This window comes from Actinokineospora alba (genome assembly GCF_004362515.1).
GTDB lineage: Bacteria > Actinomycetota > Actinomycetes > Mycobacteriales > Pseudonocardiaceae > Actinokineospora > Actinokineospora alba.
Genome location: NZ_SNXU01000001.1, coordinates 2,645,120 through 2,659,468, shown reverse-complemented (window position 1 = coordinate 2,659,468; position 14,349 = coordinate 2,645,120). Strand labels below are relative to the sequence as shown.

16 protein-coding genes are annotated in these 14,349 nt (G+C 69.6%); 8 read left to right on the top strand and 8 right to left on the bottom strand.

Annotated features, from left to right (window positions below; all coding sequences use genetic code 11):
• Positions 1–11: 11 nt before the first annotated feature.
• The 3 genes from C8E96_RS12710 to C8E96_RS12700 all read left to right on the top strand — a co-directional run bounded on the left by C8E96_RS12710 (position 12) and on the right by C8E96_RS12700 (position 3,039).
• Complete coding sequence (locus C8E96_RS12710) at positions 12–680, top strand: metallophosphoesterase family protein (protein WP_091383428.1); 669 nt, start codon at positions 12–14, stop codon at positions 678–680.
• Positions 670–1,509, top strand: coding sequence for a ParB N-terminal domain-containing protein (locus C8E96_RS12705; protein WP_091383429.1), 840 nt, complete (start codon positions 670–672; stop codon positions 1,507–1,509). Before C8E96_RS12710 ends, C8E96_RS12705 begins: the two co-directional genes overlap by 11 nt.
• A 957-nt stretch (positions 1,510–2,466) precedes the next feature.
• Positions 2,467–3,039 (top strand): GNAT family N-acetyltransferase, encoded by a 573-nt coding sequence (locus C8E96_RS12700; RefSeq protein ID WP_091378282.1) that lies wholly within the window; start codon positions 2,467–2,469, stop codon positions 3,037–3,039.
• On the opposite strand, the gene C8E96_RS12695 is transcribed toward C8E96_RS12700, so the two are convergent.
• The 7 genes from C8E96_RS12695 to C8E96_RS12665 form a co-directional block, all read right to left on the bottom strand.
• The gene (locus C8E96_RS12695) at positions 3,032–3,397 is read right to left on the bottom strand and encodes a peptidase inhibitor family I36 protein (protein ID WP_091378285.1); all 366 of its coding nucleotides are present in this window, start codon (positions 3,395–3,397) and stop codon (positions 3,032–3,034) included. The two genes, C8E96_RS12700 and C8E96_RS12695, sit on opposite strands and share 8 nt — an antisense overlap.
• 112 nt (positions 3,398–3,509) lie before the next feature.
• Positions 3,510–4,037, bottom strand: a complete 528-nt coding sequence (locus C8E96_RS12690) for a general stress protein (protein WP_091378288.1) — start codon at positions 4,035–4,037, stop codon at positions 3,510–3,512.
• 101 nt (positions 4,038–4,138) lie between these two features.
• Positions 4,139–5,335 (bottom strand): acyl-CoA dehydrogenase family protein, encoded by a 1,197-nt coding sequence (locus tag C8E96_RS12685; RefSeq protein WP_091378291.1) that lies wholly within the window; start codon positions 5,333–5,335, stop codon positions 4,139–4,141.
• Between the two features lie 90 nt (positions 5,336–5,425).
• Positions 5,426–5,614: a hypothetical protein gene (locus C8E96_RS12680; protein ID WP_091378294.1), complete on the bottom strand. Its 189-nt coding sequence runs from the start codon at positions 5,612–5,614 to the stop codon at positions 5,426–5,428.
• Between the two features lie 109 nt (positions 5,615–5,723).
• The gene (locus C8E96_RS12675; protein WP_091378297.1) at positions 5,724–6,515 is read right to left on the bottom strand and encodes a slipin family protein; all 792 of its coding nucleotides are present in this window, start codon (positions 6,513–6,515) and stop codon (positions 5,724–5,726) included.
• Positions 6,516–6,604: 89 nt separating this feature from the next.
• Complete coding sequence (locus C8E96_RS12670; protein ID WP_091378299.1) at positions 6,605–7,483, bottom strand: HpcH/HpaI aldolase/citrate lyase family protein; 879 nt, start codon at positions 7,481–7,483, stop codon at positions 6,605–6,607.
• Positions 7,476–8,552, bottom strand: a complete 1,077-nt coding sequence (locus C8E96_RS12665; RefSeq protein WP_091378302.1) for an HpcH/HpaI aldolase/citrate lyase family protein — start codon at positions 8,550–8,552, stop codon at positions 7,476–7,478. The genes C8E96_RS12670 and C8E96_RS12665 overlap by 8 nt, the downstream gene beginning before the upstream one ends.
• 92 nt (positions 8,553–8,644) lie before the next feature.
• On the opposite strand from C8E96_RS12665, the gene C8E96_RS12660 reads away from it, so the two are divergent.
• From C8E96_RS12660 to C8E96_RS12645, 4 genes are all read left to right on the top strand, one after another.
• Positions 8,645–9,496 carry an aminoglycoside phosphotransferase family protein gene (locus tag C8E96_RS12660; RefSeq protein ID WP_133794383.1) on the top strand — a complete coding sequence of 284 codons (852 nt, stop codon included), beginning with the start codon at positions 8,645–8,647 and terminating at the stop codon, positions 9,494–9,496.
• A gap of 17 nt (positions 9,497–9,513) precedes the next feature.
• The gene (locus tag C8E96_RS12655) at positions 9,514–10,452 is read left to right on the top strand and encodes a helix-turn-helix domain-containing protein (RefSeq protein WP_091378308.1); all 939 of its coding nucleotides are present in this window, start codon (positions 9,514–9,516) and stop codon (positions 10,450–10,452) included.
• A 236-nt stretch (positions 10,453–10,688) separates the two neighbouring features.
• The gene (locus tag C8E96_RS12650; protein WP_407642674.1) at positions 10,689–11,930 is read left to right on the top strand and encodes a magnesium transporter MgtE N-terminal domain-containing protein; all 1,242 of its coding nucleotides are present in this window, start codon (positions 10,689–10,691) and stop codon (positions 11,928–11,930) included.
• A complete protein-coding gene (locus C8E96_RS12645; protein ID WP_091378313.1) occupies positions 11,923–12,459 on the top strand; it encodes a DUF1003 domain-containing protein in 537 nt (178 codons plus the stop codon). The genes C8E96_RS12650 and C8E96_RS12645 overlap by 8 nt, the downstream gene beginning before the upstream one ends.
• 129 nt (positions 12,460–12,588) lie before the next feature.
• On the opposite strand, the gene C8E96_RS12640 is transcribed toward C8E96_RS12645, so the two are convergent.
• On the bottom strand, positions 12,589–13,041 hold the full coding sequence (locus C8E96_RS12640) for a MarR family winged helix-turn-helix transcriptional regulator (protein WP_091378316.1): 453 nt from the start codon (positions 13,039–13,041) through the stop codon (positions 12,589–12,591).
• 159 nt (positions 13,042–13,200) lie between these two features.
• On the opposite strand from C8E96_RS12640, the gene C8E96_RS12635 reads away from it, so the two are divergent.
• Positions 13,201–14,346: an Mrp/NBP35 family ATP-binding protein gene (locus C8E96_RS12635; protein WP_091378319.1), complete on the top strand. Its 1,146-nt coding sequence runs from the start codon at positions 13,201–13,203 to the stop codon at positions 14,344–14,346.
• The last annotated feature ends 3 nt before the right edge of the window (positions 14,347–14,349 follow it).

Sequence of the window (14,349 nt, the reverse complement as noted above, 5' to 3'; positions counted from 1 at the left end):
ACGCTCGGACGATGCCGAAGGTGCTCGCCGTGGCGGACGAGGTCGTGGAACACCTGTGGACCACCCGGGTGCGCGACCACGACGTCGACCTTGTGCTGGCCGCGGGCGACCTGCCGTTCGACTACCTCGAGTTCCTCTCCGACGCGCTCAACCGACCGTGCGTGTTCGTACCAGGCAACCACGACATCGACCTTGGCGGCTACAAGTCATCGCACGGCCTGTGGACACGCGGTGGCCTGCCCGTCGAATGGCCTGGTCCCGCGGGTGCGATCAACGTCGACGGCCAGGTCGCCGACGTCGCCGGGCTGCGGATAGCGGGCCTGGGCGGGTCGATCCGGTACAGCGGCGGGCCGAACCAGTGGACCGAGCGGCAGATGGCGCGGCGCGCCCTGGGCGTGCGCCGCCGCGCCGCGTGGCGCCGCCTGCGCGACGGCCGCGGTGTCGACGTGCTGCTGACCCACTCGCCGCCCAGGCACCTGGGCGACCGCGAAGACCGGCCGCACCGCGGCTTCGAGTGCCTGCACACCACCGTCCGCGCGCTGCGGCCCGCGGTCATGCTGCACGGCCACATCCACCCGCACGGCGAACCCGTCCCCGATCGCACGCTCGGCGAGACCCGGGTGATCAACACCGTCGGCTACCGCATCCTCGACATCCCGGAGCCCGACCATGGCACGTGACACCGGGTTCACCCGCGCCGACGCGGAGAACGACTTCCTCCGCATGCGCAGGCGCCAGGTCCTCTCCCGCCTGGCGGCCTGGCTGCGCCGCGAACCCGACGACGTCAACATCATGCTGCCGTTCGACGAGGTCGTCGCCGCACTGGGCCGCAAAGGCGAGAAACGCCTTGGCCTGCAGGTGATCCCGCTCGACTCGATCATCGGCAGCGTCGACCGCACCCGCGACTTCGACCGCAGGTTCCGCCCGACATCGGGCCGGGCCCGAGAGCGCTGGGAGCGCCTCGCCCGGGCACAGCGCAGGGGCGAGTCGATACCGCCGATCGAGGTCTACCGCATAGGCGATCTCCATTTCGTCGTGGACGGGCACCACCGGGTATCGGTGGCGCACGCGCTCCACCTGCGCACCATCGACGCCTACGTCACCGAGATCGTCACCCGCGTGCAGGCGGACGGGATCCGGTACCGCGGCGACCTGATCGTCAAGGATTACCGCCGGATCTTCCTCGACCGAGTCCCCCTACGCGGCGACGCCCGAACCGCCATCAACCTCGTCGCGCCGTGGGACTACGCGCAGCTCTCGGAATCCGTGGAGGCCTGGGGCTTCCGGCTCATGCAGGACGAGCACACCTTCCTCGACCGCGCCACCGTCGCCGCCCGGTGGTACACCGAGGAGTTCGTGCCCGTGGTCGCCCTCCTGCGGCAGGCGGGGATGATCAGCACGCAGACCGAGGCGGAGGCGTACCTGTGGGTCATCGCCGAGCGCTACCGCCTGATCCGCACCCACCGCTGGGATGACGAGGTGATCACCGCTCTGCGCGATCGACGGTGATCGGTGCGCTCGGCGGCCGGCTGTGCGGGCGTGGCTTCCTGTTGGGTGGTTCGCCTTGAGTGCGGCCCTGGAAATGGGGTTGAGCGGGTTGAAGGCGGGCGAATGAACCCATCCGCGCCGCGCGGTTAGGCCGATTTCCGTGGCGAAGCACGCATACAGGCCGGTGGTCTTGGCCCGCCGCGTTTGTGGGGGGGTGGAAGTGGTTTCGAGTGGTCAGGTCGGGGGGCGATGGGTTGGCGGCGGATGGCGAGTCGGCGGGTAGCGGGTTGACGGCGGCGCCGATTCAGCGGCGGTACTGGGTTGGCGGCGGCAACGGGTCGTTGCCAGCCGGTCGTCACAGGTAAGGGTCGACAGCGGGGTCGACGACAGTGCCAATTTCAACGGCAGTACTGGGTCGGCGGCAGCCACGGGTCGTTGCCAACCGGTCGTCACAGGTAAGGGTCGACAGCGGGGTCGACGACAGTGCCAATTTCAACGGCAGTACTGGGTCGGCGGCAGCCACGGGTCGTTGCCAACCGGTCGTCACAGGTAAGGGTCGGCAACGGGGTCGACGACAGTGCCAATTTCAACGGCAGTACTGGGTCGGCGGCAGCCACGGGTCGTTGCCAACCGGTCGTCACAGGTAAGGGTCGGCAACGGGGTCGACGACAGTGCCAATTTCAACGGCAGTACTGGGTCGGCGGCAGCCACGGGTCGTTGCCAACCGGTCGTCACAGGTAAGGGTCGGCAACGGGGTCGACGACAGTGCCAATTTCAACGGCAGTACTGGGTCGGCGGCAGCCACGGGTCGTTGCCAACCGGTCGTCACAGGTAAGGGTCGACAGCGGGGTTGACGACAGTGCCAATTCAGCGGCGGTAATGAGTTGTGGGCGGCGGGTGGGCGGCGGGGCGGGTTGAAGGATTCGAGCGGCGAGGGTGGAATGAGCGAACAGCACCTCCTGACAGGGGAACTCGCGCATGCCGACGACGGTTGTCACCACGACCTATCTCGAACAGCTCTCCCGCGATGACCTTCTCCCGGCGCACGTTCCGGAAGGGGTCGTGGTGGTTCGGGCCGAGGTGCCGTCGCCTGAGTTGAGTCGGTTCTTGTATGCCACGGTGGGTGGTGACTGGTACTGGATCGGGCGGCTCGGGTGGAGTCGGGACAGGTGGGCCGAGTATCTCGCCCGACCTATGGTCGAGACCTGGATCGCCTACCTGCACGGGACTCCTGCCGGGTACATCGAGCTGTCCGGGGTGTCCACTGAGGACCGGACCGAGGTGGAGATCGCCTACTTCGGTTTGCTGCCAGGCTTTCTGGGGCGCGGAGTCGGCGGTCATCTCCTCAGTGTCGGGCTGGACCGGGCGTGGACGTTGGCGGAGCGGTGGGAGGGGGCGCCCGCGGTCGGGCGCGTCTGGGTGCACACGTGCGACCTCGACGGGCCCGCCGCGCTGGCTACCTACCAGGGGCGCGGGATGTCGGTCTACCGAACCGAGACGGCGGACGAGGACCTTCCCGACCAGACCCCTGGCTCGTGGCCGGTCAGGTGAACCAGATCTGTACCGCCCGCACGACGAACGGTGACGCGGGCACGTAGGTCCCCCGCCCCGGATACGTGTCGAACTCGCCCTCGGTGGCGCATTCGGTGCTCTGGTACACCGTCACCGGTTTGCTCAGCTGGTTGATGAACGAACGCGCGTCCATGCCCTCGGGCAGTGGGACGCACTCCTCCTGAGTGGTGTCGGACAGGCTCATGACCGCCGGTGCGCCCACGAAGGACGCCTCCGACCACAGGCAGAGTTCACCGCTGTCGCACGGCAGCGGATCGGCGGCGGCGAGGGTGCTCAGACCGAGCACAGTGGACAGAGCGAGCAGCGCGGCGAGGGCCGCGCGGATGAGCACGTGCATGGTTGTTTCCCCTGATCCCCGGGGCGCCTCGGGGTGAGGCGTCCGATGTGATCCAGGGTCCGCTGAAGATCGGGTCGGGGCAAATGGTTGTCCACAGGGGCGGCCCGTGTGGCTAGCTGAGCGCTCCCCCGGGCCCCATGGCGAGCTTGGCCAGCAGGTCGCGGCCCTTCTCGGCGTTGCGGGGCTGGGCGAGGACGTCGTAGCGGCCCGCGACGAGTTGCGTGGCGGAGGCGATCTCACGGCCGCGGCCGCGGGTGCTGGCGTAGCCGACGGCGGCGAAGATCAGGCCGAAGACCACACCGGCGGACAGCCCCACGAGGATCGGCGCGAAAGACGTCTGCTGCTGGCTGAACAGGCCCAGCAGCAACCCGACGAACAGGCCGAACCACGCGCCGGAGAGCGCGCCGGTGCCCAGGACCTTCGGCCAGCTCAGCCGCCCGATCACCCGCTCCACCAGCATCAGGTCGACGCCGACGATGGTGACTTCCTCGACGGGGAAGTCGTTGCCCGCCAGGTGCTCCACCGCTCGGTGAGCCTCCTGGTAGGTGCCGTACGAGCCGATGGGCCACCCGCTCGGCGGTGTGGGCACCTTGGGCAGGCCCTGGTTCGAGCGTCCAGAACCCGAAAACGCACCGGTCATCCCCCCATCCTGCCAATGTTCGCCCTTCGGAGCGAACCCGGCACGCGGAACGGGCCCACTCCCCCGAGTGAGGGAGTGGGCCCGTCCGGAAAGCGAACCCTCTAGCCGCGCGACTTGTAGTCGCGCAGGAGACCGCGGGAGATGATCGTCTTCTGGATCTCGCTGGTGCCCTCGCCGATGAGCAGGAACGGCGCTTCCCGCATGAGGCGCTCGATCTCGTACTCCTTGGAGTAGCCGTAGCCGCCGTGGATGCGGAAGGACTCCTGGGTGACCTCGGAGCAGTACTCCGAGGCGATGAGCTTGGCCATGCCCGCTTCGACGTCGTTGCGCTCGCCGGAGTCCTTCAGGCGGGCGGCGTTGACCATCATCAGGTGGGCGGCCTCGACCTTGGTGGCCATCTCGGCGAGCTTGAAGGCGATGGCCTGGTGCTCGACGATGGCCTTGCCGAAGGTGTGGCGCTGCTGGGCGTACTCGACGGCCAGCTCGAACGCGCGGATCGCGATGCCGCAGGCGCGGGCGGCGACGTTCACCCGGCCGACCTCGACGCCGTCCATCATGTACGAGAAGCCCTTGCCGGGAGCCTCGCCGAGGACCTTGTCCGCGCCGATCCGGTAGCCGTCGAAGACGGCCTCGGTGGTGTCGACGCCCTTGTAGCCCATCTTGTCGATCTTGCCCGGGATGGTCAGGCCGGGGGCGACCTCGCCGAAGCCCTCGGGCTTCTCGATGAGGAACGTGGTGAGGTTCTGGTGCGGCTTGTCCGCGCCCTCGTCGGTCTTCGCGAGCAGCGCGATGAGGTTCGAGGAGCCACCGTTGGTCAGCCACATCTTGGCGCCGTCGATGACGTAGTCGTCACCGTCGCGCTTCGCGCGGGTCTTGATGGCGGCGACGTCGGAGCCGAGGTCGGGCTCGGACATGGAGAACGCGCCGCGGACCTCACCGGTGGCCATGCGCGGCAGGAAGTGCTGCTTCTGCGCCTCGGTGCCGTGCTGCTTGATCATGTGCGCCACGATGAAGTGGGTGTTGATGACACCCGAGACGCTCATCCAGCCACGGGCGATCTGCTCCACGACCAGCGCGTAGGTGAGCAGGGACTCGCCGAGGCCGCCGTACTCCTCCGGGATGGTGAGCCCGAACAGGCCCATCTCCTTCATCCCGGCGACGATGTCCGCGGGGTACTCGTCCGCGTGCTCCAACGCCTGCGCGTGGGGGATGATCTCCTTGTCCACGAAGTCCTTGACCGTGGAGAGGATCTCGCGCTGGATGTCAGTCAATCCAGCGGTCTGGGCGAGGCGGGCCATGCGAGCTCCCTTGACGAAGACGGCTTCTGAGTTACCCGGGAGTATCCACCGGTTAACGACCGTTCGCGGTATGGAAGTGCGCAGGACCACTCAGCCCGCGCGGAGCACCAGCTCGTCGCCGCAGCCGCGGCATTCCTCGGCGAGGATGTAAACGTCAGCCCCACAGCCGTCGCAAGAGCGGAAGCTGCGGTCGAAGAGGTCGTCGGCCTGGCGGCGTCGTCCGCCGAACAGGCTCAGAAGACTTCGTCCCTCCGATGAGGTGTCGCGGTGTCTGCCCATGGGCCTAGCGTTGGTCGACTTCGGGGGGCGAAGCAAGCCAATCCCGTTATCTGTGCGTTATGTCACGGCAACCTTTTACGCCCTGTCACGTCGCTGACCTGCTGCGTAATCATTCCGTAGTCATCGTTGAACGATCACGGCTCGGCAAACTCGACGCGTTCTCGAGGAACCGGAGCAGCTCGACGGGGAACGGCAGCACCAGGGTCGAGTTCTTCTCGGCGGCCACCTCGACCACCGTCTCCAGGAGCCGCAGCTGCAGCGCTGCGGGCGTGTCGGCCATGGTCCGGGCGGCCTCGGCGAGCTTGTGGGAAGCCTGCAGTTCGCCGTCGGCGGAGATGACCCGGGCCCGGCGCTCGCGCTCGGCCTCGGCTTGGCGTGACATTGACCGCTTCATCGATTCGGGCAGCGCGACGTCCTTGATCTCGACCCGGTCGATGTGGATGCCCCACTCGAGCGCGGGGCTGTCGATCATCATCTCGAGGCCCTGGTTGAGCCGCTCGCGGTTGGAAAGCAGGTCGTCGAGGTCGCTCTTGCCGATGATCGACCGCAGCGACGTCTGCGCGGTCTGCCCGACGGCGAAGTGGTAGTCCTGCACGTTCACCGCGGCCAGCACGGGATCGACGACTTTGAAGTACACGACGGCGTCAACGCGAACCGTCACGTTGTCGCGGGTGATCCCATCCTGCGCGGGCACCGGCATGGTGACGATCTGCAGGTTGACCTTCTGCAGCCGGTCGACACCGGGAAGCAGGAACGCGAGACCCGGCCCGCGCAGTCGGGAGCGGACGCGGCCGAAGCGGAAGACAAGGCCGCGCTCGTACTGCTTGATGACCCGCGCACTGGCGCCGAACCACAGCAGAAGCACGCTGAGGACAGCGAGCAGGGCGTAGAGGAGAGTCATGGCGGACTCCTTCGCTACACAGCGAAGTCTACGCCGGTGAAGCCTCTCGGACGGGGGCGCCGCGAAGGCCCCCGTCCGAGAGCAGCGGATCAGGAACCGAGTTCGTCGATGGCCGCGGCGACCGCGAGGATGCGCCGGGCGTTGTCGACGTGCAGGTTCTCGATCATCCGGCCGTCGACGGTGACGACGCCGCGGCCTTCCGCCGCGGCCTCCTCGAAGGCTTCGATGATCTTGCGGGACTGGGCGACCGCCGCTTCCGACGGCGCGAAGATCTCGTTGCACGGACCGATCTGGCCCGGGTGGATCAGCGTCTTGCCGTCGAAGCCGAACTGCCTGCCCTGGACGCACTCCTCGGCGAAGCCGTCGAGGTCCTTCACGTCGTTGTAGACGCCGTCGAGGATGACCTTGCCGGTGGCGCGGGCGGCGAGCAGCGCCAGCGACAGGCCGCCGAGCAGCGGCGCGCGGCCGGGGACGTGCTCGGCGTGCAGTTCCTTCGCCAAGTCGTTGGTGCCCATGACGAACACGGTCAGCCGGTCGCTGGCCGCGGCGATCTCGTGGGCGCGCAGCATGGCGATCGGCGTCTCGACCATGGCCCAGATCGCGGTGTGGTCGGGCGCGCCCGCGGCTTCCAGCGCGCGCTCGATGGCGTGCACCTCGGTGGCGCTGTTGACCTTCGGCACCACGACCGCGTCCGGGCCCGCCTTGGCCACCGCGCGCAGGTCGTCGGCGTGCCACTGGGTGCCCAGGCCGTTGACCCGGATCGTCAGCTCGCGCTTGCCGTAACCGCCGTTCGCGACCGCCTCGCACACCCGCTCGCGGCCCTCGGCCTTGGCGTCGGGCGCGACGGAGTCCTCGAGGTCGAGGATCAGCGCGTCGGCGGGGAGGGTCTTGGCCTTCTCCAGCGCGCGCTCGTTGGCACCCGGCATGTAGAGCACCGAGCGGCGGGGACGGAGCATGGGGTCAGTCATTTGCGAGAGCTTCCTTGGTAGCGGCGTCATACGCGGCGGCGAGGTCGGAGTCGCGGGCGGCGAGCGCGTCGGCGAGTTCGGCGACCACGCGGCACTGCTTGACCGTGGCGTCGTCCTGCATCTTGCCGTCGATCATGACCGCGCCGGTGCCGTCGCCCATCGCGGCGATGACGCGGCGGGCCCAGGCGACGTCCTCCGGCGACGGGGAGAAGACCTTCTTGGCGATCGCGATCTGCTTGGGGTGCAGGCTCCACGCGCCGACGCAGCCGAGCAGGAAGGCGTTGCGGAACTGGTCCTCGCAGGCCACCACGTCGGCGATGTCGCCGAAGGGGCCGTAGTACGGCAGGATCCCGGCGCCCGCGCAGGCGTCGACCATGCGCGCGACGGTGTAGTGCCACAGGTCCTGCTGGTAGGTGACGCGGCCCTCGGTGAAGTTGTCGCCGACCGGGTCGGTGCGCACGAGGTAGCCGGGGTGGCCACCGCCGACGCGGGTGGTCTTCATCCGCCGGCTCGCGGCGAGGTCAGCCGGGCCCAGCGAGATGCCCTGCATGCGGGGGCTCGCGGTGGCGATCTCCTCGACGTTGGCCACACCGCTCGCGGTCTCCAGGATCGCGTGCACCAGCAGCGGCTTGTCCAGGCCCGCGCGGGCTTCGAGCTGGGCGAGCAGGCGGTCGACGTAGTGGATGTCGGCGGCGCCCTCGACCTTCGGGACCATGATCACGTCAAGCTTGTCGCCGATCTCGGTGACCAGGGTGATCAGGTCGTCGAGGACCCACGGCGAGTCGAGGCTGTTGACCCGGGTCCAGAGCTGGCTGTCGCCGAAGTCGGTGGCCCGGGCGATCTTCACCAGACCCTCGCGCGCGGCTTCCTTGCGGTCGGCGCGCACGGCGTCTTCCAGGTTGCCCAGCACCACGTCGGCCTGCGCCGCCATGTCGGGAACCTTCGCGGCCATCTTCTCGTTGCTCGGGTCGAAGAAGTGGATCATCCGCGAGGGCCGGAACGGGATCTCCCGCACCGGCTCGGGCGCACCAACCGCGAGCGGGCGGAAGAAGTCCTTCGGTGAACGCATCGAGCCTCCGTTCGGTACGAGGTTAACCGTCCGGTAACCACTGAAGAGTTGTAGTCGACCACGACCCGGAGCGGACCGCCATTGTGGCCACCATGACACCGAAGCTGATCGTCCCGGCGGACTTCGCCGACGGGTTCGATGCCCCCGAGGAGCGGGCGTGGATCGCGGGCCTGCCCGACCTCGCGGCCCGCTGTCTGCGGCGATGGGACCTGAGCCTCGACGGCGAACCGATGTACGGCTACGCCGCGCTCGTGCTGCCGGTCCGCCGAGCCGACGGGACTCCGGCGGTGCTGAAGCTGCCGTGGCCGCATGAGGAGGCCGAGCACGAGGCGCTCGCGCTGTCGCTGTGGGACGGCGACGGCGCGGTCCGGCTGCTGGCGCATGAGCCCTCGGACTGGTCGATGCTCCTCGAACGCCTCGACCCCGACGCCGACCTGATGGACGTGCCGATCGACGAGGCCATCGACGTCATCGCCGGGCTGATGCGCAGGCTCGACCGGCCTGCCCCGCCGCAGGTCCGGTCCGTGCGCGAGAAGGCCCTGCGGTGGGCCGACGAGCTGGAGCGCTCCGACAGCGCGGTTCCCCGGGAACTGGTGGAGCAGGCCGTGGCGTACTGCCGGGAGCTGGGCCCGAAGTCCGGTGACCGGCTGGTCAACGAGGACCTGCACTACGAGAACGTGCTGCGCGCCGAGCGCGAGCCGTGGCTGGTCATCGACCCGAAGCCGGTCGCGGGCGACCCGGAATTCGGTCTCATCGCCCTGCTGTGGAACCGGCTCGACGACCCGCGATCGAGGCTGGACGCGGTCGTCGAGGCCACCGGGACCGACTGGGACCTCGCCCGACGCTGGGCGTTCGTCCGGGCGATCGACACCTGGATCGACGAGGACGACCACATCGACGCCGAAGCGGTGGCGCTCGCGCTGGCCTCTGGAAATCGGCCATGACGCACTAGGTTCCCGGTGTGATCGTGGCCCACTTCGACATCGAGACGCTCTCGGGCGTGCGGCTGTCGGCGTCGCCCGCGACCGAGGCGATGACCTGGTTGCGGCTGGCCGCCCACGGCGGGTCCCACCCGGTGTTCGGCGATCCCGGCGCGGCGGCCCGGTTTGCCCTGCGCGATCCGGATGTCGCGATGGTCGCGTGCGTGCTGGGCGACCCGTCGAAGGGCCTGCCGGACCTGCTCACCCCCAAGCCCGACCGGGTGCCGACCGACCGGATCCTCGACGCTCAGCTCGAGCGGATGGCGGCGACCTCCGCGGCGGTCGCGGCGGGCCAGGTCCCGGCAGGCGCGCGCGACCCGCGAGTGCGCGCGGCGGTCGACGCGGGCGAGTTCGCCGCCCGAGCCGCCAACGGCATGGCCAAGTTCTGGGCGTGCGCGCTGCGCGACGAATGGACCGGGCTGCGGGAGCGGCTCGACGCCGACCTCGACCACCGGGCGCGGGTCATGGCCCGCGAGGGCGTCGCCGGAGTGATCGAATCCCTGCATCCCGACCTGCGGTGGACCGGGTCCGCGATGGAGATCGACCTCTGCCTGGACATGACCGTCCACTACCGGCGCGCGGACGTCGTGCTGTCGCCGACCCTGCTGACCTGGCCCAGCTTCCTGGTGCAGCTCGACAATCCGGACGACGCCGTGCTGTCCTACCCCGCCCGCGGCGTCGGCACGGCCCCCGGCAAGCCCCCGGGCGCCGAACGTCTGCTCGGCCGGACCCGGCTCGGCCTGCTGCGCCACCTCGACGTCCCGCGCAGCACCGCCGACCTCAGCGAGCGCCGCGGCCTTGCCCGCGCCACGGTGTCCTATCACCTGTCGGTGCTGCATGAGTCCGGTCTGGTGGCGAAGACCCGGAGCCACCGCTGCGTGCTGTACCGCCGCACCGAACGCGGGGACTCCCTGCTGTGATCGTGGCGGGCACGCGCGACCGGTGAGAACAAGCACGGCCGGGGCTGGTCAGCCCCGGCCGTACCCCCAGTGGCACGGCACCAGCACACCGCACCCGAAGACCAGGGCGAAACGATTCGAAGCCCGTCGAATCCTGGCGGGCTCGCGACCCGCGCGTCGCCGCGCTCGACCGGCGCACCGAGCGCGGCGGCGCGCTGGGCTGACGGCGGGCGGCTAGCCTGGCGATCGTGGCAGGCATCGGCAAGATCTTCGTGGCACAGCTGCTGGGCCTGCCGGTCTTCGGGCCGGACGGCGAGTCCATCGGCAAGATCCGGGACGTGGTGGCCGGACTGCGGGTGGACCGGCAGCCACCCCGGGTCCTCGGCATGGTCGTCGAACTGCTGACCCGCAGGCGGATCTTCGTGCCGATGCTGCGGGTCACCTCCATCGACGCGAACGCGATCACCCTGGCCACCGGTTCGGTCAACATGCGCCACTTCCACCAGCGGCCCAACGAGGTCCTCGTGGTCGGCCAGCTGATGGACGCGCGGGTCGAGATCGTGGCGAGCGGGACGCAGGCGATCGTCGTCGACACCGCGATGGAGCCCACGCGAACCCGGGACTGGGTGCTGGGCCGGGTCGCCATCCGGGAGCGCACCGGGCGGCTGGCGCGGCGCGGGCCGCTGCAGGTGCTGCCGTGGTCGGAGATCCGCGCGCCCGGCATCACCGAGCTGGCCGGGCAGCCACAGGGCGCCCACCAGCTGCTCGCGGTCTTCGACTCGATGCGCGCCGCCGACGTCGCGACCGCGCTGCAGGACCTGCCCGCGAAGCGGCGCTACGAGGTGGCCGACGCGCTCGACGACGAGCGGCTCGCCGACGTCATCGAGGAACTGCCCGAGGACGACCAGAAGGACATCCTCACCCACCTGCACGAGGAACGCGCCGCCGACATCCTCGAGGCGATGGACCCCGACGACGCGGCCGACCTGCTCGCCGAGCTGTCCGAGCCGTACAAGGACCGGCTGCTGGAGCTGATGGAGCCGGAGGAGTCCGAGCCGGTCCGCAGGCTCATGGAGTACTCCTTCGACACCGCGGGCGGACTGATGACCCCGGAGCCGATCGTGCTCACCCCGGACGCGCCTATCGCCGAGGCGCTCGCGCGCGTGCGCAACCCGGACAACACACCGGCGCTGGCGAGCATGGTCTTCGTGTGCCGACCGCCCTCGGCCACGCCGACCGGTCGCTATCTGGGCTGCGTCCATATCCAGCGGTTGCTTCGCGAACCGCCGTCCGACCTGGTGGCCGGGGCGATCGACAAGGAGCTGACCAGCCTGCGGCCGACGGACTCGCTGCTGGAGGTCACCCGCTTCTTCGCGACCTACAACCTGGTGTGCGCGCCGGTCGTCGACGACGAGGAGCACCTGCTCGGCGCGGTCACCGTCGACGACGTGCTCGACCACCTGCTGCCCGAGGGCTGGCGGGAGCGCGCCCATGCCTGAGCCCACCTACCGCAGGCGGCTCGACCAGCCGCGCAGGCCGCGGGCGCTGCGATTCGAATTCGACCCGGAGGCGTTCGGGCGGTTCTCGGAGCGGCTGGCCAGGTTCCTCGGCACCGGCAAGTTCCTGTTCTGGCAGACGATGCTCGTCATCGCGTGGATCACGATGAACCTGGTCGCGGTGTCGCTGCGCTGGGATCCGTACCCGTTCATCCTGCTCAACCTGGCCTTCTCCACCCAGGCCGCGTACGCCGCGCCGCTGATCCTGCTCGCGCAGAACCGGCAGGACGACCGCGACCGGGTGTCGTTGGAGGAAGACCGGGCGCGGGCGGCGCAGACCAAGGCCGACACCGAGTTCCTGGCCCGCGAACTCGCCGCGCTGCGGCTCGCGATCGGCGAGGTCGCCACCCGCGACTACCTGCGCGGCGAACTGGACAAGCTGCGCGGCGACCTCAAGGCCACCAAGAAGCCCCGGCCACGGGCCCCCGCCCAGTCCATGCGCGACGATCCCCGCTGGGACGACGACACCTGACCCGCGAGTCGCCCCGTCCGGCAAGTGAGTCGCCCCTTCCGGCGACCGACTTCGACATTCGCGTTGACCCGAATGTCGAACTCACTTGCCGGAAGGGGCGACTCACTTGCGGGACGGGGCGACTCGCGGTTAGTCGATGAGTTTGGTGCAGAGGGTGCCCATGTCGTTGAGTTCGTCGGTGTCGAATTTGGCGACGAAGTGACGCGAAACACCTGCCAGGTGCGTGCGGGCCGCGGTGCGCAGGGTGTCGAGGCCCTCCGGGGTGAGCGTCGCCACAACGCCGCGGCCGTCGCCGGCGACCCGTTCGCGGGAAACCAGGCCCACCCGTTCGAGGCGGTCCACCAGTCGGGTCACGCCCGAACGGGACAGCAGGACGGCGTCGGCCAGCTCGGCCATCCGCAGCTTGCGGTCGGGGGCCTCGGCGAGCTGCACCAGCACGTCATATCCCCCAAGGGAAAGCCGCTGCTCGGCGACGAGTTCGGCTTCTAAAGCACGAGTGATCTTCGCGTGGGCGCGCAGGAAGGTGCGCCACGCATGGAGTTCTTCACGGGTGGGCCGGGCGGACTGGTCCGGCACGGTCAAGGTTCCTCCTGATTGCGATCCTCGCGGCCCTCGGGGTGGAGTTCGTCAAGGCTGAGCGGGGGATCGATGTTACGGAACGCGATTGCCCCGACGCGCAGCGCCCTGTGGCGCCCGCCATCCGCACGAAAGCGGCGGGCTACTCGGTCGTAGCATGGTCTGGTGACCACAACGGAGCAGGTTCCCAGCGTCGAGACAGTACGTGCCGCGCTGGCGAAGGTCGAGGACCCCGAGATCCACAAGCCGATCACCGAACTCGGCATGGTCAAGGGCATCACCGTGCACGACGACGGCAAGGTCGACGTCGCGGTGTACCTGACCGTCGCGGGCTGTCCGCTCCGGGACAAGATCACCAAGGACGTCACCGCCGCCGTCGCCGCACTGCCCGGCGTGACCAGCGTCGCCGTCGAACTCGACGTGATGAACGACGAGCAGCGCACCACGCTGCGCAAGTCGCTGCGCGGCGACAGCGAGGAACCCCGCATCCCGTTCGCCGAACCGGGCTCGCTGACGCGCGTGTACTGCGTCGCGTCCGGCAAGGGCGGGGTCGGCAAGTCCAGCGTCACGGTCAACCTCGCGGTCGCCATGGCGGCGCGCGGCATCAAGGTCGGCATCGTCGACGCCGACATCTACGGCCACTCGATCCCCCGCATGGTCGGCACCAGCGAGAAGCCGACCAAGGTCGAGAAGATGATCCTCCCGCCCGAGGCGAACGGCGTGAAGGTCATCTCCATCGGCATGTTCACCCCCGGCAACACCCCCGTGGTGTGGCGCGGCCCGATGTTGCACCGGGCTTTGCAGCAGTTCCTGGCCGACGTCTTCTGGGGCGACCTAGACGTGCTCCTGCTCGACCTGCCCCCGGGCACCGGCGACATCGCGATCTCCGTCGCCCAACTCATCCCGAACGCCGAGATTCTCGTGGTGACCACCCCGCAACAGGCCGCCGCCGAGGTGGCCGAGCGGGCGGGCGCGATCGCCCTGCAGACCCGGCAGAGGATCGCGGGCGTCATCGAGAACATGTCGTGGCTGGAAATGCCCGACGGCTCCCGAATGGACCTCTTCGGCACGGGCGGCGGCCAACTCGTCGCGGACTCCCTGTCCCGCGCGGTCGGCTCGACGGTGCCGCTGCTGGGCCAGGTGCCGCTGGACCCGCGCCTGCGGGAAGGCGGCGACTCCGGCCAGCCCCTGGTGAAGTCGACGCCGGACGCCCCGGCGGCGAAGGTGCTCGAGGAGATCGCGGGCAAGCTGTCGATTCGGGCCCGCGGCCTGGCGGGCAGGATGCTGTCGGTCAGCCCCGCCGGCCGGTAGGCC